The 25,527-nt window shown below is 63.3% G+C and carries 24 protein-coding genes, 1 tRNA gene and 1 other RNA gene; 16 read left to right on the top strand and 10 right to left on the bottom strand.

The window, feature by feature from the left end; translation table 11 throughout:
• Nucleotides 1-80: 80 nt before the first annotated feature.
• Nucleotides 81-157 (bottom strand) — tRNA-Pro (locus ACI5KX_RS11050).
• A 233-nt stretch (nucleotides 158-390) separates the two neighbouring features.
• On the opposite strand from ACI5KX_RS11050, the gene yajC reads away from it, so the two are divergent.
• From yajC to secF, 3 genes are read left to right on the top strand one after another with little or no spacing between them, the layout of a single operon-like run.
• On the top strand, nucleotides 391-717 hold the full coding sequence (gene yajC, locus ACI5KX_RS11045; protein ID WP_406810710.1) for a preprotein translocase subunit YajC: 327 nt from the start codon (nucleotides 391-393) through the stop codon (nucleotides 715-717).
• A gap of 44 nt (nucleotides 718-761) precedes the next feature.
• Nucleotides 762-2,363 (top strand): protein translocase subunit SecD, encoded by a 1,602-nt coding sequence (gene secD, locus ACI5KX_RS11040; RefSeq protein WP_406810709.1) that lies wholly within the window; start codon nucleotides 762-764, stop codon nucleotides 2,361-2,363.
• Between the two features lie 13 nt (nucleotides 2,364-2,376).
• Nucleotides 2,377-3,354, top strand: coding sequence for a protein translocase subunit SecF (gene secF / locus ACI5KX_RS11035; protein ID WP_406810708.1), 978 nt, complete (start codon nucleotides 2,377-2,379; stop codon nucleotides 3,352-3,354).
• 3 nt (nucleotides 3,355-3,357) lie between these two features.
• Here the strand turns inward: secF and ACI5KX_RS11030 are convergent, their stop codons facing one another.
• A complete protein-coding gene (locus tag ACI5KX_RS11030) occupies nucleotides 3,358-4,551 on the bottom strand; it encodes a glycosyltransferase (protein ID WP_406810707.1) in 1,194 nt (397 codons plus the stop codon).
• A 111-nt stretch (nucleotides 4,552-4,662) separates the two neighbouring features.
• On the bottom strand, nucleotides 4,663-5,244 hold the full coding sequence (locus ACI5KX_RS11025; RefSeq protein WP_406810706.1) for a helix-turn-helix domain-containing protein: 582 nt from the start codon (nucleotides 5,242-5,244) through the stop codon (nucleotides 4,663-4,665).
• 103 nt (nucleotides 5,245-5,347) lie between these two features.
• On the opposite strand from ACI5KX_RS11025, the gene ACI5KX_RS11020 reads away from it, so the two are divergent.
• Nucleotides 5,348-5,821, top strand: coding sequence for a DUF6456 domain-containing protein (locus ACI5KX_RS11020; protein WP_406810705.1), 474 nt, complete (start codon nucleotides 5,348-5,350; stop codon nucleotides 5,819-5,821).
• Between the two features lie 100 nt (nucleotides 5,822-5,921).
• Here ACI5KX_RS11020 and ACI5KX_RS11015 read toward each other — a convergent pair whose 3' ends face one another.
• Genes ACI5KX_RS11015 through ACI5KX_RS11005 form a run of 3 tightly spaced genes read right to left on the bottom strand, consistent with a single transcriptional unit; the run spans nucleotide 5,922 to nucleotide 9,907 of the window.
• On the bottom strand, nucleotides 5,922-6,509 hold the full coding sequence (locus tag ACI5KX_RS11015) for a uracil-DNA glycosylase family protein (protein WP_406810704.1): 588 nt from the start codon (nucleotides 6,507-6,509) through the stop codon (nucleotides 5,922-5,924).
• Nucleotides 6,506-8,308: an ABC-F family ATP-binding cassette domain-containing protein gene (locus ACI5KX_RS11010; protein WP_406810703.1), complete on the bottom strand. Its 1,803-nt coding sequence runs from the start codon at nucleotides 8,306-8,308 to the stop codon at nucleotides 6,506-6,508. Before ACI5KX_RS11010 ends, ACI5KX_RS11015 begins: the two co-directional genes overlap by 4 nt.
• A gap of 48 nt (nucleotides 8,309-8,356) precedes the next feature.
• Nucleotides 8,357-9,907: an amidohydrolase family protein gene (locus tag ACI5KX_RS11005; RefSeq protein ID WP_406810702.1), complete on the bottom strand. Its 1,551-nt coding sequence runs from the start codon at nucleotides 9,905-9,907 to the stop codon at nucleotides 8,357-8,359.
• 118 nt (nucleotides 9,908-10,025) lie between these two features.
• On the opposite strand from ACI5KX_RS11005, the gene ACI5KX_RS11000 reads away from it, so the two are divergent.
• From ACI5KX_RS11000 to ACI5KX_RS10990, 3 genes are all read left to right on the top strand, one after another.
• Nucleotides 10,026-10,346: a PepSY domain-containing protein gene (locus ACI5KX_RS11000; protein ID WP_406810701.1), complete on the top strand. Its 321-nt coding sequence runs from the start codon at nucleotides 10,026-10,028 to the stop codon at nucleotides 10,344-10,346.
• Nucleotides 10,347-10,471: 125 nt separating this feature from the next.
• The gene (locus tag ACI5KX_RS10995; RefSeq protein ID WP_406810700.1) at nucleotides 10,472-11,149 is read left to right on the top strand and encodes a response regulator transcription factor; all 678 of its coding nucleotides are present in this window, start codon (nucleotides 10,472-10,474) and stop codon (nucleotides 11,147-11,149) included.
• Between the two features lie 73 nt (nucleotides 11,150-11,222).
• The gene (locus ACI5KX_RS10990) at nucleotides 11,223-12,575 is read left to right on the top strand and encodes a sensor histidine kinase (protein WP_406811363.1); all 1,353 of its coding nucleotides are present in this window, start codon (nucleotides 11,223-11,225) and stop codon (nucleotides 12,573-12,575) included.
• A gap of 28 nt (nucleotides 12,576-12,603) precedes the next feature.
• Here ACI5KX_RS10990 and ACI5KX_RS10985 read toward each other — a convergent pair whose 3' ends face one another.
• Entirely contained in the window at nucleotides 12,604-12,912 is a 309-nt protein-coding gene (locus tag ACI5KX_RS10985) for a chorismate mutase (RefSeq protein WP_406810699.1), read from the bottom strand.
• Between the two features lie 67 nt (nucleotides 12,913-12,979).
• Between ACI5KX_RS10985 and ACI5KX_RS10980 the strand changes: the two genes are divergently transcribed.
• Nucleotides 12,980-13,990 carry a polyprenyl synthetase family protein gene (locus ACI5KX_RS10980; protein WP_406810698.1) on the top strand — a complete coding sequence of 337 codons (1,011 nt, stop codon included), beginning with the start codon at nucleotides 12,980-12,982 and terminating at the stop codon, nucleotides 13,988-13,990.
• A gap of 62 nt (nucleotides 13,991-14,052) precedes the next feature.
• On the opposite strand, the gene ACI5KX_RS10975 is transcribed toward ACI5KX_RS10980, so the two are convergent.
• On the bottom strand, nucleotides 14,053-14,862 hold the full coding sequence (locus ACI5KX_RS10975; protein WP_406810697.1) for a hypothetical protein: 810 nt from the start codon (nucleotides 14,860-14,862) through the stop codon (nucleotides 14,053-14,055).
• Between the two features lie 163 nt (nucleotides 14,863-15,025).
• Here ACI5KX_RS10975 and hrpB point away from each other — a divergent pair, with 163 nt between their 5' ends.
• From hrpB to ACI5KX_RS10945, 6 genes are all read left to right on the top strand, one after another.
• Complete coding sequence (gene hrpB / locus ACI5KX_RS10970; protein ID WP_406810696.1) at nucleotides 15,026-17,494, top strand: ATP-dependent helicase HrpB; 2,469 nt, start codon at nucleotides 15,026-15,028, stop codon at nucleotides 17,492-17,494.
• A 153-nt stretch (nucleotides 17,495-17,647) separates the two neighbouring features.
• Nucleotides 17,648-17,926 carry an ETC complex I subunit gene (locus tag ACI5KX_RS10965; protein WP_406810695.1) on the top strand — a complete coding sequence of 93 codons (279 nt, stop codon included), beginning with the start codon at nucleotides 17,648-17,650 and terminating at the stop codon, nucleotides 17,924-17,926.
• 55 nt (nucleotides 17,927-17,981) lie between these two features.
• Nucleotides 17,982-18,076: signal recognition particle sRNA small type (gene ffs, locus ACI5KX_RS10960), an RNA gene on the top strand.
• 59 nt (nucleotides 18,077-18,135) lie between these two features.
• Nucleotides 18,136-19,959, top strand: a complete 1,824-nt coding sequence (locus ACI5KX_RS10955; RefSeq protein ID WP_406810694.1) for a DNA polymerase III subunit gamma/tau — start codon at nucleotides 18,136-18,138, stop codon at nucleotides 19,957-19,959.
• Between the two features lie 13 nt (nucleotides 19,960-19,972).
• A complete protein-coding gene (locus ACI5KX_RS10950; RefSeq protein WP_406810693.1) occupies nucleotides 19,973-20,314 on the top strand; it encodes a YbaB/EbfC family nucleoid-associated protein in 342 nt (113 codons plus the stop codon).
• 29 nt (nucleotides 20,315-20,343) lie between these two features.
• Entirely contained in the window at nucleotides 20,344-21,093 is a 750-nt protein-coding gene (locus ACI5KX_RS10945; protein ID WP_406810692.1) for a 2OG-Fe(II) oxygenase, read from the top strand.
• Between the two features lie 30 nt (nucleotides 21,094-21,123).
• Here the strand turns inward: ACI5KX_RS10945 and ACI5KX_RS10940 are convergent, their stop codons facing one another.
• Nucleotides 21,124-21,597 (bottom strand): peptidoglycan-binding protein, encoded by a 474-nt coding sequence (locus tag ACI5KX_RS10940; RefSeq protein WP_406810691.1) that lies wholly within the window; start codon nucleotides 21,595-21,597, stop codon nucleotides 21,124-21,126.
• Between the two features lie 138 nt (nucleotides 21,598-21,735).
• Nucleotides 21,736-22,323 carry a hypothetical protein gene (locus ACI5KX_RS10935; protein WP_406810690.1) on the bottom strand — a complete coding sequence of 196 codons (588 nt, stop codon included), beginning with the start codon at nucleotides 22,321-22,323 and terminating at the stop codon, nucleotides 21,736-21,738.
• Between the two features lie 217 nt (nucleotides 22,324-22,540).
• On the opposite strand from ACI5KX_RS10935, the gene lon reads away from it, so the two are divergent.
• Nucleotides 22,541-24,952 carry an endopeptidase La gene (gene lon / locus ACI5KX_RS10930; RefSeq protein WP_406810689.1) on the top strand — a complete coding sequence of 804 codons (2,412 nt, stop codon included), beginning with the start codon at nucleotides 22,541-22,543 and terminating at the stop codon, nucleotides 24,950-24,952.
• Nucleotides 24,953-25,233: 281 nt separating this feature from the next.
• Entirely contained in the window at nucleotides 25,234-25,506 is a 273-nt protein-coding gene (locus ACI5KX_RS10925) for an HU family DNA-binding protein (RefSeq protein ID WP_406810688.1), read from the top strand.
• Nucleotides 25,507-25,527: the final 21 nt, after the last annotated feature.

The raw sequence follows: 25,527 nt of genomic DNA, 5'->3' as shown, positions 1-25,527 counted from the left end.
GCGCCTCGACCACCGAACAGGTTCGATCCTGTTCCTTGCCGAGCGATTGCGATTTTCGGGATTTTACGGAGTTACTCCACTGGTCGGGAAGACAGGATTCGAACCTGCGACCCCCACACCCCCAGTGTGATGCGCTACCAGGCTGCGCTACTTCCCGATCCAGTGGAGGCGCGGCCTATACGGCGTGGCGTTTGGCCATGCAAGCGTGAAGGTGCGCCGTTTTTGCCGGAAAAGCGTGGTCACCCCCGGTGCAGCGCGATTGCGGGGTGCTTGCAATGCTGCTACGCGCGCCCACCTACACCGGATCAGGGAGGGCAGGCGGCACCATGCAGGTGACGCCCGCGGTTTCATCCCGATCCGACACACGTATCAAGACGGGTTCGATTACAGATGTTTGACATTCTTGCCGCAGCCGGTGGAGCCGCCGCCGAAGCGCCTCCCGCATGGATCAACTGGCTGCCGATCATCGGCATGATCCTGATCTTCTGGTTCCTGATCATCCGTCCGCAGATGAAACGGACCAAGGAACACCAGCAAAAGGTCGCCGGGCTGAAGAAGGGCGACCAGGTCGTCACCGCCGGCGGGCTGGTCGGCAAGATCGCCAAGGTCGATGACGATTACGTCCACATCGATCTCGCTCAGGGCGTGCGCGTCAAGGCGATCAAGCAGACGATCGGTGACGTCATTCCGCCGGGCGGCAGCGCCGCGAACGACTGATCGTCATAGCCAATCCTCGCATTACAGACTGAGAACACGCGGCAATGCTCGATTTCCCCCTCTGGAAGAAAGTGTCCCTGTGGCTCGTCACGCTGGTGGCGGCGCTCGCGGCGATCCCTTCGATCTACAACATGTCGGGCGGGCAGTGGCCGGAATCGCTGCCGTCGCCGACGGTCAATCTCGGGCTCGACCTTGCCGGCGGTTCGCACCTGCTGCTCGAAGCGGAATCGGAAGAGGTAGCGACGCAGCGGCTCCAGAACATGGAAGAGGCGGTGCGTGTCGCGATGCGCGGCGCGGAGCCGCGCATCCGCATCAGCGATATTTCGACTGCTGACGAGCGGCTATCCTTCCTGCTCAACGACGCGGCCGACATCGATCGCGCGCGGGGCATTCTCGAGCCGATGATGCAGGGGCAGAACCTCGTCGCCGAATGGGATTTCGAGGTGGTCGACACCCAGCGCGTGGTGCTCACCCCGACGCAGCGCGGGATCGACAACGCCGTCAACGATGCGATGGAAAGCGCGACCGAAGTCGTGCGCCGCCGCATCGACGAGCTTGGCACCCGCGAACCGACGATCATCCGCCAGGGGGACACCCGCATCGTGGTGCAGGTGCCCGGTCTCGAGGACCCGCAGGCTCTGAAAGACCTGCTCGGCAAGACCGCGCAGCTCGAATTCAAGCTGGTCGACGAGAACGCGTTGCTCCAGAATGTCGAGGCCGGCATCGCGCCCCCGGGAAGCCAGATTTTTCCCTACGCGAAAGGCACTCCGTTCGAGGGCACTTCGGTCGCGGTTAAGCGCCTCGGCGGCATTCGCGGTGACAGCCTGACCGGGGCGCAGGCCGGTGTGAACCCGGAAACGAACGAGAACGTCGTCAACCTCCAGTTCGACCAGCAGGGCGGGCAGAAATTCGCGGTGCTTTCGACCCAGAACGTCGGCAAGCAATTCGCGATCATCCTCGACGGCGAGGTTCTCTCGACTCCCGTGTTCAACGAGCCAATCCTGGGCGGGGCGGCCCAGATCTCGGGCAGCTTCACCGCCGATAGCGCCAACGAACTTGCGATCCAGCTGCGTTCGGGCGCGCTGCCGGTCCCGCTGACGGTGATCGAGGAACGCACCGTTTCCGCCGAGCTCGGCCAGGATTCGATCGAGCGCGGCCTGCTCGCGATGCTGATCGGCAGCCTCGCGGTCATCGCGCTGATGATTGCGACTTATGGCCGGTTCGGGGTCTATTCGACGATCGCGCTCGGCTTCAACGTGCTGATGCTGGTTGGGATCATGGCGGGCGTGCTGAATGCGACGCTGACACTGCCGGGCATCGCCGGCTTCGTGCTGACAATCGGCGCGGCGGTGGACGCCAACGTGCTCATCAACGAGCGTATCCGCGAGGAGCGCAAGCGCGGACGGCGCGTGGTCGCTGCGGTCGAAAACGGCTACAAGGAAGCGAGCCGCGCGATTTACGACGCCAACATCACCAACTTCATCGCGGGCGTGCTGCTGTTCATGTTCGGCTCGGGCCCGGTCAAGGGCTTTGCGGTCGTGCTGGTCGTCGGCCTGTTCACCAGCGTCTTCACCGCTGTCACGCTGACCCGCATGTGGGTCGCCGACTGGCTGCGCAAGACGCGCCCCAGCGACATCAACGTGTAAGGAGGACGAATCCGTGAAACTGCTCAAACTCGTCCCCGACGACACCAACATCAGATTCCTGAAGGTCCGCCTGCCCTTCTTCATCGTCAGCCTGCTGCTGATCGCGGCAAGTTGGGCGGCGGTGGTGACACAGGGCCTCAACTACGGCGTCGATTTCGCGGGCGGACAGGAAGTCCGCCTGACCTTCACCGACATGCAGGAGGCCCCGGTCGCCGATCTGCGGCAGTCCGTGGCAGGCCTCGGCTACGGCTCCCCCATCGTTCAGGAAATCGGCTCGCCTAACGAGGTATCGATCCGCGTGCCCTTGCCACCCGAGGTCGAGGAGACCCCCGGTGCCGCGACCGAGATCGGCAACCAAGTCATCACCATGATCGAAGGGCAGTATTCCGGCGTTCGCGCCGACAGTAACGAAACCGTTTCAGGCAAGGTCGCAGGTGAATTCCGGCAGGACGCCGTCCTGGCACTCGCACTCGCGATGCTCGGGGTGGCGATGTACATCTGGATCCGGTTCGAATGGCAGTTCGGCGCGGGCGCGCTGTTCGCGCTGTTCCACGATATCTCGCTGACGCTCGGCATGTTCGCGATCTTCCAGATTGAGTTCTCTCTCCAGATTATCGCGGCGATTCTGGCGATCATCGGCTATTCTTTGAACGACACGATCGTCGTCTATGACCGCATCCGCGAAAACCTGAAGAAGTTCCGCAAGATGCCGCTGCCCGAACTGCTCGACCTGTCGGTCAACGAAACGCTGGCGCGGACGATCATGACTTCGTTGACGCTGTTCGTCGCGCTGGTTCCGCTGCTGCTGTTCGGACCGGCGAGCCTGTTCGGCATGGTCGCGGCGATCACTCTCGGCATCTTCATCGGCACCTATTCGTCGATCTACATGGCCGCACCGCTGCTGATCTGGATGGGTGTGACTTCGGACAGCTTCGTGCCGCAGGAAACCGCTGCGGACATCCAGGAAAAGAAGGCCCGCGGGCAGGTCTGAGGCTTAGCTTTCGCCCGAACCGGCAAGCCGCTCGAAATGGGCGGCGAGCTCTTCGGCGTGGCTTTCCCAGTCGAACCGCGCGGCAAACGCGGCCACCGCCTCGCGCGGCGGCGGGTTGTTGAGCACCGAATTGACCGCCTCGGCGACCGCTTGCGGAGTGCGTTCGGCCAGCAGCCGCCCGGCCACCTTGCTCAGGATCAGCTCGCGCGCACCGCCGACATCGGTGGTGACCACCGGCGTGCCGCAAGCCAGCGCCTCGACCCAGGCGTTGGCGAGGCCTTCATTCTCTGTCGGCAGCACCATGACGTCCGCGGCCGACAGAAGCAGCGGAAGCAGGTTGTGATCGAGCGCCCCGGCGAAATGCACGCGTTCTGCGACGCCGCAGTCCCGCGCAAGCGCCCTGAATTTGCCTTCGTCCTCGCCCTTTCCGACCAGCACCAGTTGCGCGCCGGCGATATCGGGCAGGGCGGCGATAATCCGGTCCTGCCCCTTGCGCTCGATCAGCGCGCCCACGCACACCAGCAAGGGCGCGGTGTCCGGCAGGTCGAAGCCCAGCTCCTTGCCGATCTGGCTGCGCAGCTGCGTGTGATCGAGCGGGCGGAAGCGGTTGCGGTCCAGACCGGTGTAATGGACCGAAATCCTGTCTTCCGGAAATCCGAGACCGACCATCTCCGCCTTCAGCGCCTCGCTCACCGCGAGCAGGCCGCTCGCCTGTCCGGCGGCGGCGAGCATCTGTTCGAGCGCGAAATCCTGCCCGCCCCAATAGGTGATGTCGCTGCCGCGCGCCTTGATCGACAGCGGCAGATCGAGCGTTCCGGCGACTTCGGCTGCGGCGGGGCCGTCGGGAAAGAAGAATTCCGCATCGACCACATCGACCGGCTGCTGAGCGTGGATTTTCCGGGCCAGCGGCAGCACCGCCTTGGCGATGGCGGCGGCATTGCGCCGTGCCCCGACCTTGGGGATCAGCGTGAAGCGCGGACGGTGGATGGTGATCCCTTCCTCGACCGAAAGCTCTTCGAGCTCGGACAGCGCGCGATACTTGCCGAAGACCACCGGTGGCAGGCCGATCGGGTTGATCAGCGTCACGCGCCAGCCGCCGCGCCGTGCCAGTCCTTCGAGCGAGCGCGCAACGAACGTCCCGAAACGCGGATTGGCCGCGTTGGGATAGAGCGTGCTGATCGACAGGACGTGTTTCACAATGGCTCCCGGTTGACCGCGCAAAACCATCCGACCCGGCGGGGTAAGATGGCGGCAACAAACACGGTTAAAGCGCCCCGGTCACACTGGGCCGCTTCGTATATTCGCGTGTCATAACGGCCGCACGAGCATCACCGCGACCGCGATCCAGGGGGGATTGTCCACCACCTGCTGTTTTTGGCCAGCGCCCGGGGGCAACAATCCGACGAGCGTGCCACGCCGGTCGATCAGTCGCCCGAAGGCAAAGCGCCCGCCGGGGCGGGGGACAAGGCAATCGCGATTGATCGCTTCGCCGCTGTGCTCGGGATCGAGCTGGTGCAGCCAGATCAGGTCACCGGGGCGATATTCGCCGGTGCTTTCCTGCACCGCCAGCACCATCAGCGGGTTGCCGGTGCCCTGCGCGGCAAGATCGGTCGGCAGCACCGCTTCGCGCGGGCTTTCGAGCGCTTCGGCCCCATGCGCGCCGAGCTCGGCGACGACTTGCGGCTGCGCGCCCCCTTCCGAGCGGACGAGGCTTTCGGGATCGACCCCGAGCGCCGCGCCGATGCGGTCCATCCATTTGATCGAGAGGTTGCGCATGCCCGTTTCGAGCCGCCCGATGGTCTGCGCGGTGGTGGGCGGATCGCAGGCTTCGGCGAGCTCTGCGAGGGTCATTCCCTTGGCCTTGCGGATGTCGCGGATGCGGTTGATCACCTGCCAGTCTCCGTTTGCGAACCGATTTGGTGAAAATGCTTTCCTACACCACCGCAGGCAATGCAAGCACCCACCCGTGAAAGCGGTGGAGAAGGAGCAAGGCATGGTGCGCAAACTGGTCGAACGTGAACTGACGAGCGAGGGGCCGATGCGCGCGGGCGATGCGCGCGGAAAGCGGCGCACGGTGACCGTCAATGTCGGCGAAAGCCCGATCGCGTGGCTGCATGCGCGCGGGCATCTTGAAACGCGGTTGTTCGAGGCGGGCGAAGCTCTGCGGCGCGATTACGAGCGGGCGCAGCTGGCGGCGAATGTCACGATGCGCTGGGATCCCGTGCGGGCGAAGACCACCGGCGATCAAGGGCTGACGGCGACCGAGCGGCAAGTGGCGGCGAAGGCGCGCTTCGATGCCGCGCTGGCGGAGGCGGGAAAAGGGCTGGAGGACGTCCTGTGGCGCGTGGTGTGCGCGGGCGAGGGGCTGCCGGAAGCCGAAAAGTCGCTCGGCTGGCCCGCACGCAGCGGCAAGCTGGTGCTCAAACTGGCGCTGGAGCGGGTCGCGGATTTCTACCGGATCGAGTGAAACGGTTTTGCAAAGTGTCAACTTCGCCTAACGGCACCCAAAACACTGAAAGTATAGGAGGTTTTGACGCAGAACCCTGGGTGACACGGTGTCAACTTCGTCAGCTTTGCAGAGCGTCACCCACTTGTCGTCTGAGCCCCGGAAGGACTTCGGTTTCGAACCACGGATGCTTCGCCACCCACAGGCGCGATCGCCACGCGGGATGCGGCAGGGGGACGAATGGCGCAAACTCGAAGGCTCGGCGGACGCGCTCGGTCATGGTGAGACGACGGGTCTGCGGCAGATAATGGGCCTGCGCGTGGGCACCGACAAGCAGCGTCAGCCGCTCGTTCGGCAGGAGGTCGAGCACCCGATCATGCCATTGCGGCGCGCACTCCTTGCGCGGCGGGGCATCGCCGCCGCTCGCTTTCCCCGGGTAGCAGAAGCCCATCGGGACGAGCGCGACGCAATCGGGATCGTAGAAGCGTGCTTTGTCGAGCCCGAGCCAGTCGCGCAGACGGTCGCCGCTGTCGTCGTCCCACGGAACGCCGCTGGCATGGACTTTCGTGCCGGGGGCCTGCCCGATGATGAGGACGCGCGATTTGGGCGAGAACTGGACGACCGGGCGCGGGCCGAGCGGGAGGTGCTCGGCGCAGATCGTGCAGGCGGCAATCTCCGCGTGGAGATCTTCGGACGCCTGCTCGCTCACCCCTCGACCTGCTCGGCGATCGCGAGCCAGCGTTCCTCGGCAGCGTCCTTCTCGGCGCGGGCGTTTTCGAGGCCCTTCGAAATCGTCGCGAAACGCTTGGGATCGGAGGTGTAGAGATCGGGATCGGCGAGGATCGCCTCACCCTTCGCGATGGCGGCCTCGAGCTCCTCGATCCGCGCGGGCAGGAGCTCGTAGTCGCGCTGCTCCTTGTAGGAGAGCTTGTCCGATTTGGGCGCGGGCGGGGCAGGTGAAGGAGACGGTGACGGCGCGCTGGACTTGGGTTTGTGTTCGACGGGTTTGCGGCGCTTCGCTTTCCATTCCTCGTAGCCGCCGGCAACGATATCGACCTTGCCCGATCCGTCGAGGCCGAGCGTGATGGTCACGGTGCGATCGAGAAAATCGCGGTCGTGGCTGACGATCAGGACCGTCCCGTCGAAATCGGCGATCACCTCCTGCAGGAGGTCGAGCGTTTCGAGGTCGAGATCGTTGGTAGGCTCGTCGAGCACGAGCAGGTTGGCGGTGCGCGCGAACTCGCGGGCGAGCAGCAGCCGCGAACGCTCGCCGCCCGAAAGGATGCCGACCTTGGTATCGACGATCTTGGGATCGAACAGGAAGTCCTTGAGATACGCCTGCACATGCTTGCGGTTGCCGCGCACGTCGATCCAGTCGCCGCCCTCGGCGAGGATCTGGCGCACCGTCGCATCGGGTTCGAGCAGCTTCCTCTGCTGGTCGATCATCACACCCGAAAGCGTGCGGGCATGGGTGATGGTGCCGCTGTCGGGCTCCAGCTCGCCGGTGAGCATTTTCAGCAGCGTCGTCTTGCCCGCTCCGTTCGCGCCGACGATGCCGATCCGGTCGCCGTTCTGGATGCGCAGGGAGAAGGGCTTGATTATCTGTCGCCCATCGAACGATTTGGTGATGTTCTCGGCGACGATCACCGATTTCGATTTGAAGTCCTCGTCGTTCGCGAGCTTGAGCTTCGCCGCGCCGCTGTCCGAGATCATCGCCGCGCGGGCCGCGCGCATCTGGTGGAGTCTTTCGAGGCGTCCCTGGTTGCGCTTGCGCCGGGCGGTCACGCCGCGCTCGAGCCAGTGCGCCTCGAGCTTGAGCTTTGCATCGAGCTTTTCGGCGGCGCGCGCTTCTTCGGCGTACACCTGCTCTTCCCACGCTTCGTATCCGCCGAAGCCGACCTCCTTGCGCCGCAGCGTCCCGCGGTCGAGCCACAGCGTTGCGCGGGTCAGGCGTTTCAGGAAGGTGCGGTCGTGGCTGATCGTGATGAAGGCGCCCTTGTACCGGGTCAGCCATTCCTCGAGCCAGTCGATCGCGCCGAGATCGAGGTGGTTGGTCGGCTCGTCCAACAACAGCAGATCGGGGTCCTGCGCGAGCGCGCGGGCGATCGCGGCGCGGCGTTTCTCGCCCCCGCTGGCGGTCGCGGCGTCGCAGCCCATGTCGATTCCGAGTTGGCCCGCGATCGCTTCGACCTCGTGCTCGGCAGGCGCGTGGTCGCCGGAAAGCGCAAACTCCATCAGTGTGTCAAGGCCGCTGAAGTCGGGCTCCTGTTCGAGGAACACGATCCGCGTACCCGGTTTCACTCGCCGCTCGCCGCGGTCGATCTCGATCCGGTCGTCGATGATCTTCAGCAGCGTGGTCTTGCCGGCGCCGTTGCGCCCGATCAGCGCGAGCCGGTCGCGCGGGCCGACATGAAGGTCGATGGGCTCGACATCGGGACCGCCGAACAGCCAGCGGCCGCCTTGCTGGAGGCCAAGCCCTTCGAGACTGAGGATCGGTGGTTGCGCCATGACCGGCGCGAGTTAGGCGCTCCGCCGGTCCCCCGCAAGGCCGCCCGGCTACTCTTGCGCCGCCTTCTGCTCCTCGACCATCCGTGCCACGTCTTCGAGCAGCCTGGGAGCATCGAATACGATCCCGTCCTTGATCGTCCAGCGCACCCCGCCGACGGTCTCCAGCCGGTTGGTCTCGCGGTCGAGGCGGGTGTGCCCGGTGCCGTAGAGCACTTTGAGGTTCGCAAGCGGGTTCTCGGGCACGATCACGAGGTCGGCGAGCTTGCCGACTTCGATCGATCCCATGGGCGGCTCGGTGCCCTTCGAATCGTAGATCTCGCGCGCACCGTTGATCGTCGCGGCCTGGATCACTTCGAGCGGGGTGAGGCCCGCCTCGCGCAACATCTCGAGCTCGCCGATATAGGCGAAGCCCCAAGTCTGGTAGATGTAGCCCGGGTCCGAACCGGCGGTGACCCGCCCGCCGCGATCCTTGAACTCGCGGGTGAGTGCGAACCACTTGGAGTAGAAGCGCTTCCAAGCCGCTTCATCCTCGCTGGTCCAGTCGTGGTAATAGCTGCCGTGATTGGTCAGGCTCGGCGCGTAGAACTGCATCAGCGAGGGCAACGTGTACTTCTCGTGCCATTCGAGGTTGCGCGCCCGCATCACGTCGCGGCTGGCCGAATAGATGTTGAAGGTCGGGCTGAGCGTAACGTCGCTTTCGATCAGGAAGTCGATGTAGTCGTTCCATTCCTCGCTGCCCGGTTCTCCGACCTGCTCGGCAAGGCGAGCGACCCAGGCGAAGCGCGACTGCTCGTCGAGGTAATTGTAGTAGGCGGGATATTGGGGAAGGCGGCTATCATCCAGCAGGCTTTCGAAATGCCCGTAGAAATGGGTGACGCCGTCGAGGCCCAGTTCCACCGCCTTGCGCGCATTGACCTGTGCAACCCCGCGCTGCCCGAGGTGGGCGACGGTGCCCATGCCCTGTTTTTCCGCCTCATCGAGGATCGCTGCGAGGATATGCGGCGGCTCGAAATTGAAGAACTTGATCCCGTCATAGCCCCGGCTCTTGGCCCAGCGGACCCATTCGCGCCCTTTCTCGGGCGTATCGATCCGTCCGTCGCCCCAGACCGTTCCGGGCACCTGATAGGCAAACAGTCGCGGCGCGGTGATCGTGTTGGCGGCGCTGCGGCGCTTCTGGTCGATCGAAGGATCGTTCGATCCACCTCCGAAGCCCACGCCGCGCACGGTGGTGACACCATGCGCAAGCCACAGTTTGAATCCATACGAAGGCTGCGGCGCCTTGTCCGGATCGCCATTATGTCCGTGAACATCGACGAAACCGGGGAGCACATACATGCCGCTGGCATCGATTACCCGATCGGCCTCGGTCTCGCCGCCGCCGCGCATGATCCGGACAATCCGGTTGCCTTCGACCAGGATGCTCACCGGACCTTCGGGCGGAGCGCCGGTCCCGTCGATCATGATGGCGTCCTTGATAAGGAGCGTCTGATAGGGTCCTTCGCCTTCGCCCGCCGGACGGTCCGGCACACGCTCCATCGACTGGGCGAGAGCAGGTGCGGCAAAGACAAGCGCCACGGCAGCGATAAGTTTCTTGAACATTCGATCTCCCTTGTTCGCGCCCGTGTTAGCGGTCTGACTGCCGGTTGCAACGCTGAACCGGTGGCAACACCGCTATTCACAGCTTGTTCAACGCGTCGCGGATAGGCATGAGGGCACCATGAAGACGATCCTCGCTCTTTCCGCCGCCGCAGCGCTGGCCATTCTCGGCACCGTTCCGGCCGGTGCCGCCAGCTTTGGGGCGCAGGAGCAGCCGCGAAGCGATCAGGGCGAAGCGCGCAAGGAAATGCGCGCCGGGAACCAGCTGTCGCTGCGCGAGATCGAAAAGCGCATTCTCCCGCAGATGCGCGGCAGCGAGTATCTCGGCCCCGCCTATGATGCGACGGCGCGCGCCTATCGCCTCAAATTCATCAAGGACGGGCGCGTAACCTATGTCGATGTCGATGCGCGCACCGGCCGCATCATCAATCGTTCGCGCTGAGGTGGCACGTATTCCATGAGGAATCACCGGGGGACAGCCACAGGCTCAAACCGTGCCGCTTGCTTGACGTTGAGCAAGCAAAAGCGCACGAATTCGGCAATAAAAACGCAGATATCTGGTGGACTATGCGCATCCTGATCGTCGAAGACGAACCCACTCTCGGACAGCAACTCAAATCGACGCTCGAACAGAACGGCTATGCGGTCGATCTTTCGACCGACGGTGAAGACGGCCATTTCATGGGGAGCACCGAGGATTACGACGCGGTGATCCTCGACCTCGGCCTGCCCGAGATCGACGGGCTTTCCGTGCTCGGCATGTGGCGCAAGGAAGGCCGCGATTTCCCCGTGCTGGTGTTGACCGCCCGCGACAGCTGGTCGGACAAGGTTGCTGGCCTCGATGCGGGTGCGGACGATTACCTCGCCAAACCGTTCCAGACCGAAGAGCTTATCGCCCGACTGCGCGCGCTCATCCGTCGTGCTTCGGGCAACACCTCGTCCGAGCTGACCGCCGGCGACGTCCGGCTGGATACCCGCTCGGGCCGCGTGACCCTCAATGGCGAGCCGGTGAAGCTGACGGCACAGGAATATAAGCTCCTGTCCTACCTGATGCATCACAAGGGCAAGGTCGTCAGCCGCACCGAGCTGATCGAACATATCTACGACCAGGATTTCGACCGCGATTCCAACACGATCGAAGTCTTCGTCACCCGCATTCGCAAGAAACTCGGCGCAGAAGTGATAACGACCATCCGTGGACTCGGTTACAGCCTCGACGACCCCGCAGACGCACCCCGAGCGTAAGGACGCGGACCCCGTTCCCGCTTCGCCACAAAGCGAGGCGGCGGAGGCCGTGGCCAAAACCGACGGGGCCGATATGCCGACATCGCCGCCCCGCCGCGGCAGTCTCGCTCGGCGCATGGGGCTCATCGCGGCGGGATGGATCACCGTGCTGCTGGTCGGCGGCGGGATCGCGCTCGAACGCACGCTTACGAACCAGGTCGAAAACAATTTCGACGAGCAGCTCGAATACCAGCTGACCGCGATGATCGCTTCGGCGGAGATCGATTCCTTCGGAGAGGTGTGGTTCTACCGCACGCTCGGCGACCAGCGCTTCCTCGAACCGGGCAGCGGGCTCTACTGGCAGATCAGCGGTGGCGATTTCGATCCCTATCCCTCGCGCAGCCTGTGGGACCGGACGCTGCAGGTGCGCGGCGATCATTTCGACAATGAGGCGCATTTCTACGATTCGGGCCAGTTCGAAGGCGAACCGCTGCGCATCGCCGAACGCACCATCATCCTGCCGGGCAGCGACACGCGCTGGACATTCGCCGTGGCCAGCGCGACCGAAGAGCGCGATCAGCAGATCCAGGAGGTCCGCCTGATCCTGATCTGGAGCTTCGCCGTGCTCGGCCTCGGCCTGATCCTGATGGCGTTGTTGCAAATCCGCTATGGCCTCTCGCCGTTGCGCAGGGTGCGGGCGGCGATTTCCAAGCTGCGCACGACCGGCGAAAACCGCATCACGGAGCCGCTGCCGAGCGAGGTGCAGCCGCTGGTCGAGGAGCTCAACGGCTTGCTCGAACACTCCGAGAAGCAGGCGGAGGAGGCGCGAATGCATGCGGGCAATCTCGCCCATGCTCTCAAGACGCCGCTGACCGTCCTGACGAATGCCGCAACGGCGCAGGATCCCAAGCTGCCCGACCTGGTGCGCCGCGAGACGAAGACGATGCAGCGGCATGTCGAGCACCACCTCGCGAGGGCACGCGCGGTGGGGCGCCGTGCAACCGGCCTCTCGCGTGCGGAAGTCTGGCCAAGCGTCGAGAGCGTTCTGCGCGCGGTGACACGGATTTACGAGCACACGCGCTTCGATCTCGACGGCAACCAGAGCGCCGTCGTCTCGATCGAACGGCAAGACCTCGACGAAATTCTCGGCAACCTCATCGAGAATGCGGCGAAATACGGTGGCGGGAGCGTCTTCGTCACCGTGGACGTCGACCGCGATACTAGAGACTGCCTCATCTGGGTGGAAGACGACGGCCCCGGGATACCCGAGAAAGAGCGCACACGCATTTTCGATCGCGGCGCGCGGTTGGATACCGGCAAGCCCGGGACCGGGCTCGGCCTCGCGATCGTCCGCGACGTCGCCGAAATCTATGGCGGGGACGTGACGCTGGGCGAAAGCGAGGACCTCGGCGGTCTGCTGGTCGAATTGCGCCTGCCCCGCGCGTGAAGCCTAACTGCTACCGCAAAAGCGGTAGTCAGCTTTCGCGCGCTTTTTCGTGGTGGCGGATCACTTCGTCGATGATGAAACGCAAGAATTTCTCGCTGAATTCGGGATCGAGATCGGCCTCTTCCGACAGTTTTCGGAGCCGTTCGATCTGGCGTGCCTCGCGCGCCGGATCGGCGGGGGGCAGGGTGACCCTCGCCTTGTATTCGCCCACAGCCTTGGTGATGCGGAAGCGTTCGGCGAGCATGTGAATGATCGCGGCATCGATATTATCGATGCTCTTGCGGAAGATCGCCAGCTGCGGATCGTCGGCGGGATTCGAGTGCGTTTCATCGGACATCGCTTGCAAAGCTAGCAGCAATTCTGCGCTTGCCAAGCGATTGAGGCTCCCCCAAAGCGGGCGCAACATGACTGCCGACGTCGTTCCTCTCCCGCGCAAGCAGCCGACTCTCGATCCGATGCTGTCCTTGACGGCAAGTGGCATGAATTCGGTCAATTCCGTCATCCTTGAACGGATGCAGAGCGAAATCCCGCTGATCCCGCGTCTTGCGGGACATCTCATCTCGGGTGGGGGCAAGCGACTGCGCCCGATGCTGACTCTCGCAGGTGCCGAGCTGGTCGACTACCAGGGGACGCGCCACCACAAACTCGCGGCGGCGGTTGAGTTCATCCACACCGCGACGCTGCTTCACGACGATGTCGTCGATGGCAGCGAGCTGCGCCGGGGCAAGGCGGCAGCCAACATCATCTTTGGTAATCCTGCGACCGTGCTGGTCGGGGATTTCCTGTTCAGCCGCGCGTTCGAACTGATGACCGAAGACGGTTCGTTGCGCGTGCTCAAAATTCTCAGCCACGCCAGTGCAGTTATCGCCGAAGGCGAGGTCTCTCAGCTGACCGCGCAGCGCCAGCTCGAAACGAGCGAAGAACGCTACCTCCACATCATTGGTGCCAAGACCGCCGCGCTGTTCGCAGCGGCGAGCCAGATCAGCGCGGTCGTGGCCGAGTGCGGTGAAGAGCAGGAACGCGCGCTCGAAGACTATGGGCGTAATCTTGGCGTGGCCTTCCAGCTGGTCGACGATGCGCTCGATTACGATGCCGACGCCGCCCAGATGGGCAAGGATCGCGGCGACGATTTCCGTGAAGGCAAGATGACCTTGCCGGTGATCCTCGCACACGCGCGCGGCGACGAGGAAGAGCGCAAGTTCTGGAAGGCCGCGATCGGCGGGCACAGGACCTCGGATGAGGACCTCGCCCACGCCATCACGCTCATCGAAAAACACAATGCGGTCGAGGATACTCGCGAGAAGGCGCGCCACTTCGCCCAGCGTGCGATCGATGCGATTTCGATCTTCCCGGAAAGCAAGGCCCGCTCTGCCATGGCCGAGGCTGCGCAATTCGCAGTGGCACGCGGCTACTAGCGCAAAGAAAACCCCAGCACCGCACTACGATGCCGGGGCCTTCCAGATTTGTAGCGACAGACTTACTGCCGGGTGGCGGACCACGTGACCTTGCTGTCGTCACGCGGATCGGTTGCAACAACCGTCACGGTGTCGCCATCGACCGTCCAGTCGTTGACGCCGGTCGTTTCCCCGTCGCGGGTGAAGGTTTCGCGGTAGGTGTTGTCGCCCGTCTTTTCGACGGCGACCAGCGTGCCCGAATTGTCGCCATCGATCGTGACGGCGTCTCCGCCGAGCGTCGCGGTGTAGCCGCCGCCATTGCCGCGTAGCGAAATCGTGTCGCCATCGAGCGAAATCGTGACGGTGCGGCCTTCCTCGCTCATCGACGATACTTCGGCCGGCGACCACTGACCCGATGCGGCATGCGCGCCGTCAGGACCCTCTGCGGCCCTGACAAGGTTGGTCTCGCCGGAAACCGGTGTGTCGCCATCGAGATTGTTCCATGCGATGGTCATCGAATCGCCATCCTCGCTGACAGTCCAGGTCGAATTGCCGAGATCCTCTCCCTCAAACCGGGTGGCGGTTTCGATGGTCATGTCGTCGACCACCGAGACCTTGATTTCATCGACGCCCGGGCGGTCGACGCTTTGCCATTCCCCGTCGGCAGGGATCGAGTAGGGCGGTATGCAGCTGTTGCAAGTGTATTCGCCGTCGGCGATCACGTAGTTGCTGTCCGAATTTTCCCACTCGGCGGAATCGAGATCGATCATCCATGTGCCGGCAATGGTACCGGCGCTGGCTGTCGCAGCGCTATCGCCATCGGTCCGGGCACCGCAGGCGCTTACGCCCACCACGAGTGTCATTGCGGCCAAAGCCGTCATCATCTTTTTCATGGATTTCCCCCAAAGTTCAGTTCTTACCTGCCCGAGGCCTGATGGCCGTAAAATCGGACAATGCTTTCAACTGCGTCCCTGGGATGCAGACTAACAGCAATTCAAGTCCTTGGCCAAGCGCGGAACGATCTATCCAAAACCTCTTTGAAAATCAGAAGGTTAAATGACAGGGGATGTCTGCGACTCGCAATTGTGCGATAGGGCATCTGTGTCCGAACCGTTGCCTGTCCACGCCGTCTTGCCCGCACTTCGCACCGCACTGGCGGAGGAGGGCGCGTGTGTGCTCGTTGCACCTCCCGGAGCAGGGAAAACCACATCCGTCGCTCCGGCCCTCTTGGACGAGGCGTGGTGCACCGGCCAGATCGTCATCACCTCGCCGCGCCGTGTCGCCGCTCGTGCTGCTGCGGAGCGGATGGCCGAGAACTTCGGCGAGAAACCCGGCGAGACGGTCGGGTACATGACACGTCTCGACAGCAAGGTATCTTCAAAGACCCGCATTCTTGTTGTGACCGAAGCGATCCTCGTGAACCGGCTGGTCGACGATCCGGAATTGCCGGGCGTCTCGGCACTGCTGTTCGACGAAGCGCACGAGAGGCACCTCGACAGCGATCTTGGCCTCGCGCTGGCGCTCGAAACGCGCTCGGTGTTGCGCGAGGACCTGCGCATTCTCGTGATGTCGGCCACCATCGACGGCGCGCGCTTCGCCCGGCTGCTCGGCGAAGAGGTGGCGGTTGTTGAAAGCGAGGGACGCAGCTATCCGCTGGAAATCAAGTGGCTGGGAAGCAATCCGGCCCAGCCAATCGAGGATCAGGTCGCCGCCGGGGTTATGACGGCTTGGCGCGAAACCGATGGCGATATCCTCGCTTTCCTGCCGGGCGTCCGCGAGATCGAGCGCGTGCGCGAAAGGCTGGAAACGAAGCTTTCCGATACGCCGATCCTGCCGCTTCACGGTCAGGTCGAGCCGCAGGGACAGCGCGCCGCGATCCGGCGCGATCCGGAAGGTCGGCGCCGGGTGGTGCTGGCGACCTCGATTGCCGAGACATCGCTCACGCTCGATGGCGTCTCGGTGGTCGTCGACGGCGGGCTCGCGCGGTTTGCCGAATACGACCGGGCGGCGGGGACGTCGCATCTCGTGACGAGGCGGGCAAGCCAGGCGGCGGCGACCCAGCGATCGGGGCGCGCGGCGCGGCAAGGGCCCGGGGTCGCCTATCGCCTGTGGGAGGAAGGCGGGCACGGAGGGCGGCCGGAATTCGCGCCTCCCGAAATCGAGACTGCCGATCTCGCCCCGCTGTTGCTCAAGCTGGCGAAATGGGGGGCGAGCGATCCTGCATCGCTAGCGTGGCTCGACCCGCCGCCCGAGGCGTCGGTCGCGTCGGCACGCAGCAGTCTGCAGGCGCTCGGGGCGTTGGATGGTGATGGAAAGATTACAGCGTTGGGCGAGGCGATCGCTTCGATGCCGATGGCGCCGGACCAGGCTGCCGCCGTTCTGCTCGGAGCGAAGGTTGACTGTGCCGAGGAAGCCGCGCGGTTGGTCATGCTGATGCAGGAACGCGGGTTGGGCGGGCGCGGCGAGGACTTGCTGCACAGGCTGTCCCGATGGCGTGGCGACCGCTCGCGGCGGGCGCAGAGCGCTGCACGGATCGCGGAGAATTGGGCAAAGAAGGCTGGCGATCTGGTGTCATCGGGGCAAACCGCTGCCCAAACGGCGGCCGAATGCGTCGCATTGGCGAGGCCGGATTTCGTGGCCAAGCGGCGCGACGCATCGGGAGAGCAATGGCTGAGTGCGGGCGGACGCGGGTTCCAGCTCGATGCGGCATCGCCGCTCGCTTCGGCGGAGTGGATAGTCGTCGCCGATGCGCAGGGACAGGCGAAGGGAGCGCGGATCACCGCGGGGATAGAGATTGCGAGCGCGCGGATCGAGAAGCTGTTTGCGGACCGGATCGAAGAACGCTCGATAATCCGCTGGAATTCTACCGAAAACCGGGCGGAAAGTCGGCGGGAGAAGCGTCTTGGCGCGATCGTGCTTTCGCGTGGACCCGACCCCGATCCCGACCCACAGCGGCTTGTAGATATCCTTGTGGATGAGGCGTTGAAGAAGCTGGGAGAACTTCTGCCGCCGGCATTCCTGGCGCGCGCGAAATTCGCTGGCATTGATGCTCTCGATCAGGAGAACTTGCGCGACAATGCCGCGCTCTGGCTCGCGCCGCTGCTCGAAGGGCGCCGCGATTTGGGCCTCCCGCCTGCGCGCTTTGCCGAGGCCGCATCGAACCTCCTCGATTGGGATACCCGGCAGAAGCTGGAAAGCGCTGCTCCGACCCATTTCGTTTCGCCCGCCGAAACCCGTCATGCGATCGATTATGCCGGTGACGATGCGCCGAGCGTGGAGGTGCGCGTGCAGGCGCTGTTCGGTCTCGATCGCCATCCGATGATCGGCACGACGCCCTTGCTGCTCAAGCTCACCAGTCCCGCCGGTCGGCCGATCCAGTCGACCCGCGACCTTTCGGGCTTCTGGCGCGGCAGCTGGAGCGATGTCGCGAAGGATATGAAGGGGCGTTATCCGAAACACCGATGGCCCGAGCGGCCGTGGCTGGAAAAGCCAAGCCTCAAGACCAAAAACGCGTTTTATCGGTAGGCCTCAAGCGCCGACGGGCGCCTCCGCGACCTCGGCTTTCCTCGCTCATGCGGTCTGTCGCCCGCATCGCTGCGGACGGGCGGTCGCCCTTGCGCCCCTTCGGGTCGATCCACGCTTGATTTATGTATGGGGTTAGAGAAAAGGGAGCGCACTATGAGCGCGCGAATCTATCAGCAGCCGAAATCCGCCATGCAATCGGGCAAGGCCAAGACCGACACCTGGGTGCTCGAATTCGAGCAAAGCGAGGCGCGCAAGCCCGATCCGCTGATGGGTTGGACCGGCAGCGGCGACACGCAGGCGCAGGTGAAGCTAAACTTCCCCTCCAAGGAAGCGGCCAAGGCCTATGCCGAAAAATACGGCATTGTGGCCCGGGTCCATTCGACCCCGCCGAAGTCGCTCAAGATCCAGGCCTACGCCGACAATTTCAGGTAATCTCGCGCCGGGATTTCCGGTGTTGAAATTTTCATTCTTCCCCGCCATATGCACCTTGGGAGTCGGGTGGACGTTTGCGTTCGCTCACCGGGTCAGGTCCGGAAGGAAGCAGCCCAGGTGAATTGCGGCGGGTCGCTCGGCTCCTTTTTCCCTCACATCGTGCGATCATCGCCATGACAAACGCCGCCCGAGCGCGTAGCTAATCGTGCATGGGTGATTCACCGGACAATGCAGATACGCCTCCCTGGGAAGGCGAGCACGAAGAGGAGCAGCAGCCGACCGCTGCCGAGCTGGAAGCGGCCGGGCAGAATTCGATGTTCGGCGAATCGACTCCTGCCGCAGAACCCGAGGAACCGGCGCCAGAAGCCCCGCAAACACCGCCGCCTGCCACTGCGCCAAAGCCCGATGCCAGCCAACCCTATCGCGTTCTGGCGCGCAAATATCGTCCGCAGACCTTCTCCGAGCTGATCGGACAAGAGCCGATGGTGCGCACGCTCGCCAATGCGATCGAGCGCGACCGGCTGGCGCACGCCTTTCTGATGACCGGGGTCAGGGGGGTCGGCAAGACTTCCACCGCGCGTCTGATCGCCAAGGCGTTGAACTGCGTCGGACCGGATGGGCAGGGCGGGCCGACGATCGATCCGTGCGGCCAATGCGAGCCGTGCCGGGCGATCGCCGAGGGCCGCCATATCGACGTGATCGAGATGGACGCCGCCTCGCATACCGGTGTCGACGATGTCCGCGACATCATCGAGCAGGTCCGCTACGCGGCGGTTTCGGCACGCTACAAGATCTACATCATCGACGAAGTCCACATGCTTTCGCGCAATGCCTTCAACGCGTTGCTGAAGACACTCGAAGAGCCGCCCGCGCATGTGAAATTCCTGTTCGCGACCACCGAGGTCGAGAAGCTGCCGGTCACCGTGCTCAGCCGCACCCAACGCTTCGACCTCAGGCGCATCCCGTCCGACATGCTGGCCGAGCATTTCGGCAAGATTTGTTCGCTCGAAGGTGTCGAAGCCGAGGATGAGGCGTTGCGCATCATCGCCTCGGCCGCCGAAGGGTCGGTGCGCGACGGGCTTTCGATCCTCGACCAGGCGATCGCGCATGCCGATCTCGACGAGGACAGCAAGGTCACGGCGGCGCGGGTCCACGACATGCTCGGCCTCGCCGACAAGAGCGCGCAGCGCAAGCTGCTGTCGCACTTGCTTGAGGGTGATGCGGCTGCGTTGCTTGCCGCGATCGATGAACAGTATGCGCTCGGGGTCGAGCCGCTCGCGCTGATGCGGGCGCTGATGGACCTCGTTCACAAGATCACTGTGTCGCAGATTTCCGGGGCCGAGCCCGATGCGCCGAGTGAAGAAGAGCGCATGGCTCTAGGAGAGTTCGCGCAAAGGCTCGGTGCGGGGGAGCTGCACCGGTTGTGGCAATTGCTGCTCAAGGGCCATGAGGAAGTCCGGCAGGCGCCCGATCCGCTGGTATCGGTGCAAATGGCACTGCTGCGTGTTCTCCACGCTTCGGAGCTTCCCGATCCGGGCAAGCTAGCGAAGCGGATTGAGGAGCTGGCGAACAGCGCGCCTACACCGGGAGCGGGCGCATCCGGCGACCGTGGCGGTGCGACTGCCTATTCTCCTTCTCCGTCGACGGGCTCGCTCGACTGGGCCGAACTGGTCGACAAGGTGGACAATGCCGGGCAGCTGCGCGTGGCGCAAATGATGCATGACCGTATCCGCGTCATCGAACTCGCGCCCGAGCGCCTGGTTTACGAGCAGGCGGACAGCTTCTCAGATGATCCGGCGCCCGACATTCGCGATGCGCTGTTCAAGGTGACGGGCAGGCGCTGGCAAGTCGAGAAGGGCTACGGTCAGGCGAACCCTTCACTTCGCGAACAATCCGAAGCCGAAGCCAATGCTGCACGCGAACGCATCTTGTCCGATCCGCTGGTAAGGGCCACATTCGAAGCATTCCCCGATGCAGAGCTGATCGAGCAGGACAGCAACGTCGCTCGCGCTTCGGGCAGCAAATGGAACTGATGGAGTACCCCCGATGAAATCGATGGAAGAAATGATGCAGGCCGCCCAGCAGGCCGCCGAGCAGATCCAGAACCAGATGAACGACATGCAGGTGAAGCTCGACGCTATCGAGGTGGAGGGGCAGTCTGGCGGCGGATTGGTGAAGGTTCGTGCGACAGCGAAAGGCCGAATCGTCGGTGTCAGCATCGACGAAAGCCTGATGAAGGCCGAAGAAAAGCAAATGGTCGAGGACCTCGTCACTGCGGCTTTCAACGATGCGCGCGACAAGGCCGACCGGGTCTCGGCCGAGCAGATGAAGGAAATGCAAAGCGGTATGGGCCTGCCGCCGGGGTTCAATCTTCCGGGCATGGGCTGAACCGAATTGCGCTAGGAGGGGGCCAGCCGATGAGCGACCGCAAGTTCGAAGGGAAGGGGGGCGATGGCCTGCCCGGTCTTCCCGGTTTCGGCGGCGGTTTTGCGCGCCCGACCGTCGTCCCTGGCATGGCCGGTCGATTTTCCGGCGGTATGACCTTTAACGCCGCACCGGCACCCAAGGGCGGACAGAAGGTTCGCCATGCGCGCAGTCTGAACGGCAAGCCGATCGGTCTCGTCCCCGATTTCATCACCGAGAAAGAACGCGCGGAGCTTCTCGCCTATGCGAGCAAGCCCGATGCGCCGTGGGAAACCTACCTTCCCGAAACCGACGTGTGGCATGGCCGGATGATCAATCCGCGTTCGATGTCGCCTCGCATCCTGAAGCTGATGGAAGAAATCCGGAAGCGCACGGCATCGCATATCAAGGCGGATTACGGGATCACCGATCCTGTCTACGCCGATACGTTGCAACTTGTTCGTTGGCGTCCGGGCGATAACCAGGCAGCGCATGCCGATTGCGAGGAACCCGATGGACGCCCGAACGGTACGCCGTGGCGCGCCTTCGCCTCGATCATCTACCTCAACGACGAGTACGAAGGCGGGGGAATCTATTTTCCCGACCGTAGGCTAAAGCCCGATATAAAACCGAGGATGCTGGCATACTTCCCCTCGACCAATGACTATCGCCACGGTGTCGAAGCGGTTACCTCGGGTCTGCGCTACACCTTCAGCTGCTTCTACACCTTCGACCCGCGACGTCATGACGGTCACGCGGTCTGAAGAACGCTTTGCCGACGCCGTACGGCTTGGTCATTTGCGGGTTGAAATCGCCGGCCTCGAATTCTTGAACAGCATTTTCCTCGCGATTTTCACTTTCTTCGATCCATGGGCCGTGTCGCTCGCTTTGCCTGTGTTCGGATAGGGAATCGGCACTCCCGGCGGCATTGCTGCTCGCTTTAAGGAAGGGATGGCCCGTTTCCTGCCGGGTTCCCCGGGGCTTCCGCGCTGGCAACGGCAGGTGCCGATCTCCATGCGCGGTGGGATGTAAACGCCCTTTGCAGGTGCCTCGTTCGCCAACCTCTGGTCCATCGCGGAAAGCGTTTTCGGCCCGCAACGCCCGTCCCATTCGCTCATGGTCTTCGGAAACGCTTTCTTCTGGAATTCCCGCACGGCGGTTTCGGTTTCGGGACCAAAGAGGCCGTCAGGTTCCAGCTTGGGGCCATTGGGAAACGACTTCGGAAGTTTGAAGCCGAGTCTGACCAGCGCTTTCTGAATGCGTCGCACCGCGTCGGGATCGTCATCGGGCGGGCGCTTGCGGATCGATGGCGGTCCGAGCGACGCCTTCTCCAGACGCGGATTGCCCGAAAGCAGAGTCGATTTGAGCATGATGATGTTCCCTCCGTGTACCGCGATCGCTTCGGCTCAGGCCTGCTTCGGAATGAGCCCCGCTGTCTCCAGCGAGGTGCGTATCGGTTTCCCGTTAGTCTTGCTGGTCCGCACCGCTGTCGCCCACGCCTTCTGCTTGGCCGGGAAATCGGTCGGCAGGCTGTGGGTGTCTTCGTCGTATTTGTCGTGAATGTCCTGGACGCTGAATAGCTCGAAAGATGCCTCGATATCCGCGACTGCGTCATCGACGTTGTCGTAGTCGGTTTTCTTGATCTCTTTCAGCCGGTTGTGACAGTCCCGTCCGGCGAGCGCGAAAATCAGGTAATGGATTTGCTCGTGATCGAGCAGGTCGTCCTGGTGCTTCTTGTCCCATGTGAAGACCCATTCCATCACCCAGTTTGTCGGCTGCCAGGTAATGTTGACGGTGGGCACCGCGACCAGCCGATAAACCGTTGGATCCGATCCCTTGACGGGATCGACCTTCGTTCCGCTGGCTGTCCCAAGACCAACAGAGGTTTCGGCAGCCTGTTCGAATTCCCCGTCAGGCGGTGGATCGCCCTCGATTTTCTGGAAGTCGTCCCATTTGACCTTCCTGTCGAGTGCGTTGGCGGGATTGAGCGCCATGGTCGCATCCTCCGGTTGCGCCCGCTCGGGGCGTCGTACTGCTGCGACCTGATCTGCGTTGTGGGCCGAGCATACCAGAATGCGCGATTTGAATTAAGCGAAACTTCCCGCAGCTTCCGCTTCCACAGCTTCCTTCTCAGGGGGATTGCGGCAGGGTAAGGCGCTACCCATATTCCGGTACAAAGGCGTGCCCCATTGGCCGTCCGGAAAAAGACATATGACCCAACAATTCCCTCTCCTTCCCTTGCGCGACATCGTCGTGTTTCCCGGCATGGTGGTGCCGCTCTTCGTCGGCCGCGACAAATCCGTCGCAGCACTCGAAGCGGCGATGGAGGCCAGCAAGGACATTTTCCTGCTCGCCCAACTCGATCCGGGCTGCGACGATCCCGAAGGCGATGACCTTTACGATGTCGGCGTGGTGGCTCAGGTCCTGCAGATGCTCAAACTGCCCGACGGCACGGTCCGCGTGATGGTCGAAGGCACCCATCGCGCCAAGCTCGCCGGGCTGCGCAATGAAGACGACTATGTTCTGTCGGAAGTGGAGTTGCTGGAGCCTGAAACCGTTGCCGGCAGCGAAGTCACGGCCCTTATGCGGCAAGTTACCGAGCAGTTCACCGAATACGCCAAGCTCAACAAGAAGCTGGGCGACGATACCGAGATCGACCTTGGCGAAGTCGATGATGCGGGACAGCTTGGCGACATGATCGCCGCCGCAATCAACGCCAAGGTGTCCGACAAGCAGTCGCTGCTGACCGAAACCAATCCACTCAAGCGGCTCGAACTCGTCATGGCCTTTATGGAGGGCGAGCTTTCGGTGCTTCAGGTCGAACGCAAGATCCGCGGGCGAGTGAAACGCCAGATGGAGAAGACCCAGCGCGAGTATTACCTCAACGAGCAGTTGAAGGCGATCCAGAGCGAACTGGGCGGTGGCGATGGCGAGGAAGGCGACGAAATCGCCGAACTCACCGAAAAGATCGAGAAGACCAAACTTTCGAAAGAAGCCAAGGCGAAGGCGACCGCCGAGCTCAAGAAGCTCAAGGGCATGCAGCCGATGAGCGCCGAGGCGACCGTCGTGCGCAATTACCTCGATGTACTGCTCGGTCTTCCGTGGGGCAAGAAATCGCGTCTCAAGAAGGATATCGGCAAGGCACAGGAAGTGCTCGATGCCGATCACTATGGGCTCGAAAAGGTCAAGGACCGGATCATCGAATACCTCGCCGTGCAGGCGCGCACCAACAAGCTGAAGGGGCCGATCCTGTGCCTCGTCGGCCCGCCGGGTGTCGGAAAGACCTCGCTCGGCAAGTCGATCGCCAAGGCGACCGGGCGAGAATTTGTGCGCCAGTCCCTCGGTGGCGTGCGCGACGAGGCCGAAATCCGCGGCCACCGCCGCACCTATATCGGTTCGATGCCGGGCAAGATCGTCAACAACCTCAAAAAGGCCGGGACAAGCAACCCGCTGTTCCTGCTCGACGAGATCGACAAGCTCGGTCAGGACTTCCGCGGCGATCCCGCATCGGCGCTACTCGAAGTGCTCGATCCTGAGCAGAACGACAAGTTCCAGGATCACTACCTCGAACTCGACATCGACCTTTCGGACATCATGTTCGTGACCACCGCGAACAGCCTCAACCTTCCGCAGCCGCTGCTCGACCGGATGGAGATCATCCGGCTCGAGGGCTACACCGAGGACGAGAAGGTCGAGATTGCCAAGCGCCACCTGCTGCCCAAGCAGATCAAGGAGCACGGGCTGAAGGATGGCGAGTTCGAGCTCACCGAAGAAGGCCTGCGCGACCTGATCCGATACTACACCCGCGAGGCGGGTGTCCGTACGCTGGAGCGTGAGATCGCTCGGCTGGCACGCAAGAGCCTGCGCAAGATCCTCGAGAAGGAAGTCGAAAGCGTCACGATCACGCCCGAGAATCTCGGCGACTTCGCCGGTGTGCGCAAGTTCAAGCACGGCATGAGCGAGGACGAAGCGCAGGTCGGGGCTGTCACCGGGTTGGCGTGGACGTCGGTCGGCGGTGAACTGCTCACGATCGAAAGCGTCACCACGCCGGGCAAGGGCGAGATCAAGACGACCGGCAAGCTCGGCGAAGTCATGAACGAGTCCGTCGCCGCCGCCTTCAGTTTCGTGAAGGCGCGCGCGCCGCATTACGGCATCATCCCCTCGCTGTTCCAGCGCAAGAACGTCCACATCCACCTCCCCGAGGGCGCCGTGCCCAAGGACGGACCGAGCGCGGGCGTGGGCATGGTGACCTCGATCGTCTCGACGCTGTCCGGCACTCCGGTTCGTCCCGATATCGCGATGACCGGCGAGGTGACGCTGCGCGGGCGCGTGCTGGCGATCGGCGGCCTCAAGGAAAAGCTGCTCGCGGCGCTCCGCGGCGGGATCAAGACCGTCCTGATCCCGGAAGAGAACGTGAAGGACCTCGCGGAAATCCCGGACAACGTGAAGGAAGGGCTGGAGATCATTCCGGTAAGCCACGTCGATCAGGTGCTCGAACAGGCTTTGACCGACATGCCTGCGCCGATCGAATGGACCGAGGCGGACGATCTGGCTTCCCAGCCAACCGCTCAGCAGGGCCCTGTATCAGGTTCGGGTAACACGGACGTGCCAACCGCGCATTGATCGGCTAAGCCATCCGCGCGCAAGATGCGATTCGCGGTGGTTCGCGCCCAATGAAACGCGAGCGGCTTGCACGTCCGGACGCCTGTTCCGATGTGACGGACCCTCGGTTCGTCGCAAATCATCGGCTCAGGTTCAAAAAGCTCGTTTTTCCTCGTGATTTGCCTTTGACAGCATCCAGAAAAACGTATCAATTTATGAGCTTTCGGGGAGGGGGCGATTCACCGGGGTCGACCTAGAACACATCGACCGAAACGACTTGCCAAGACGAGGGGGTTCCCAAGATGAACAAGAATGATCTGATCAGTGCCGTTGCCGAAACCAGTGGCCTTTCGAAGAATGACGCAGCCGGCGCCGTGGAAGGCGTGTTCGATGCGATCACGAAGTCACTGTCGAAGGGCGACGAAGTGCGGCTGGTTGGATTCGGCACATTCTCCGTGGCCCGCCGCAAGGCTTCGACCGGACGCAACCCGCGCACCGGCGAGCCGATGACGATCAAGGCCTCGAACCAGCCCAAATTCAAGGCGGGCAAGGGTCTGAAGGACGCGGTCAACTAAAACCGCTCCCGGCTCACAAGC

The organism is Erythrobacter sp. GH1-10 (genome assembly GCF_045363165.1).
Lineage (GTDB): Bacteria > Pseudomonadota > Alphaproteobacteria > Sphingomonadales > Sphingomonadaceae > Erythrobacter.
The sequence above is the reverse complement of the archived record's forward strand: the minus strand, read 5'-3'. Positions and strand labels throughout refer to the sequence as shown.

Bases quoted from the DNA above. Each gene is read 5' to 3' on its own strand.
- secD (WP_406810709.1), top strand. From the start codon at position 762: ATGCTCGATTTCCCCCTCTGGAAGAAAGTGTCCCTGTGGCTCGTCACG.
- ACI5KX_RS10935 (WP_406810690.1), bottom strand. From the start codon at position 22,323: ATGGCGCTCAATCCCGCCAACGCACTCGACAGGAAGGTCAAATGGGAC.
- ACI5KX_RS10950 (WP_406810693.1), top strand. From the start codon at position 19,973: ATGAAATCGATGGAAGAAATGATGCAGGCCGCCCAGCAGGCCGCCGAG.
- ACI5KX_RS10975 (WP_406810697.1), bottom strand. From the start codon at position 14,862: ATGAAAAAGATGATGACGGCTTTGGCCGCAATGACACTCGTGGTGGGC.
- ACI5KX_RS11020 (WP_406810705.1), top strand. From the start codon at position 5,348: ATGGTGCGCAAACTGGTCGAACGTGAACTGACGAGCGAGGGGCCGATG.
- ACI5KX_RS10945 (WP_406810692.1), top strand. From the start codon at position 20,344: ATGAGCGACCGCAAGTTCGAAGGGAAGGGGGGCGATGGCCTGCCCGGT.
- ACI5KX_RS10925 (WP_406810688.1), top strand. From the start codon at position 25,234: ATGAACAAGAATGATCTGATCAGTGCCGTTGCCGAAACCAGTGGCCTT.
- ACI5KX_RS10965 (WP_406810695.1), top strand. From the start codon at position 17,648: ATGAGCGCGCGAATCTATCAGCAGCCGAAATCCGCCATGCAATCGGGC.
- ACI5KX_RS11000 (WP_406810701.1), top strand. From the start codon at position 10,026: ATGAAGACGATCCTCGCTCTTTCCGCCGCCGCAGCGCTGGCCATTCTC.
- ACI5KX_RS10955 (WP_406810694.1), top strand. From the start codon at position 18,136: ATGGGTGATTCACCGGACAATGCAGATACGCCTCCCTGGGAAGGCGAG.
- ACI5KX_RS11005 (WP_406810702.1), bottom strand. From the start codon at position 9,907: ATGTTCAAGAAACTTATCGCTGCCGTGGCGCTTGTCTTTGCCGCACCT.
- ACI5KX_RS10980 (WP_406810698.1), top strand. From the start codon at position 12,980: ATGACTGCCGACGTCGTTCCTCTCCCGCGCAAGCAGCCGACTCTCGAT.
- ACI5KX_RS10995 (WP_406810700.1), top strand. From the start codon at position 10,472: ATGCGCATCCTGATCGTCGAAGACGAACCCACTCTCGGACAGCAACTC.
- lon (WP_406810689.1), top strand. From the start codon at position 22,541: ATGACCCAACAATTCCCTCTCCTTCCCTTGCGCGACATCGTCGTGTTT.
- ACI5KX_RS11010 (WP_406810703.1), bottom strand. From the start codon at position 8,308: ATGGCGCAACCACCGATCCTCAGTCTCGAAGGGCTTGGCCTCCAGCAA.
- ACI5KX_RS10990 (WP_406811363.1), top strand. From the start codon at position 11,223: ATGCCGACATCGCCGCCCCGCCGCGGCAGTCTCGCTCGGCGCATGGGG.
- ACI5KX_RS10985 (WP_406810699.1), bottom strand. From the start codon at position 12,912: ATGTCCGATGAAACGCACTCGAATCCCGCCGACGATCCGCAGCTGGCG.
- hrpB (WP_406810696.1), top strand. From the start codon at position 15,026: ATGACAGGGGATGTCTGCGACTCGCAATTGTGCGATAGGGCATCTGTG.
- yajC (WP_406810710.1), top strand. From the start codon at position 391: ATGTTTGACATTCTTGCCGCAGCCGGTGGAGCCGCCGCCGAAGCGCCT.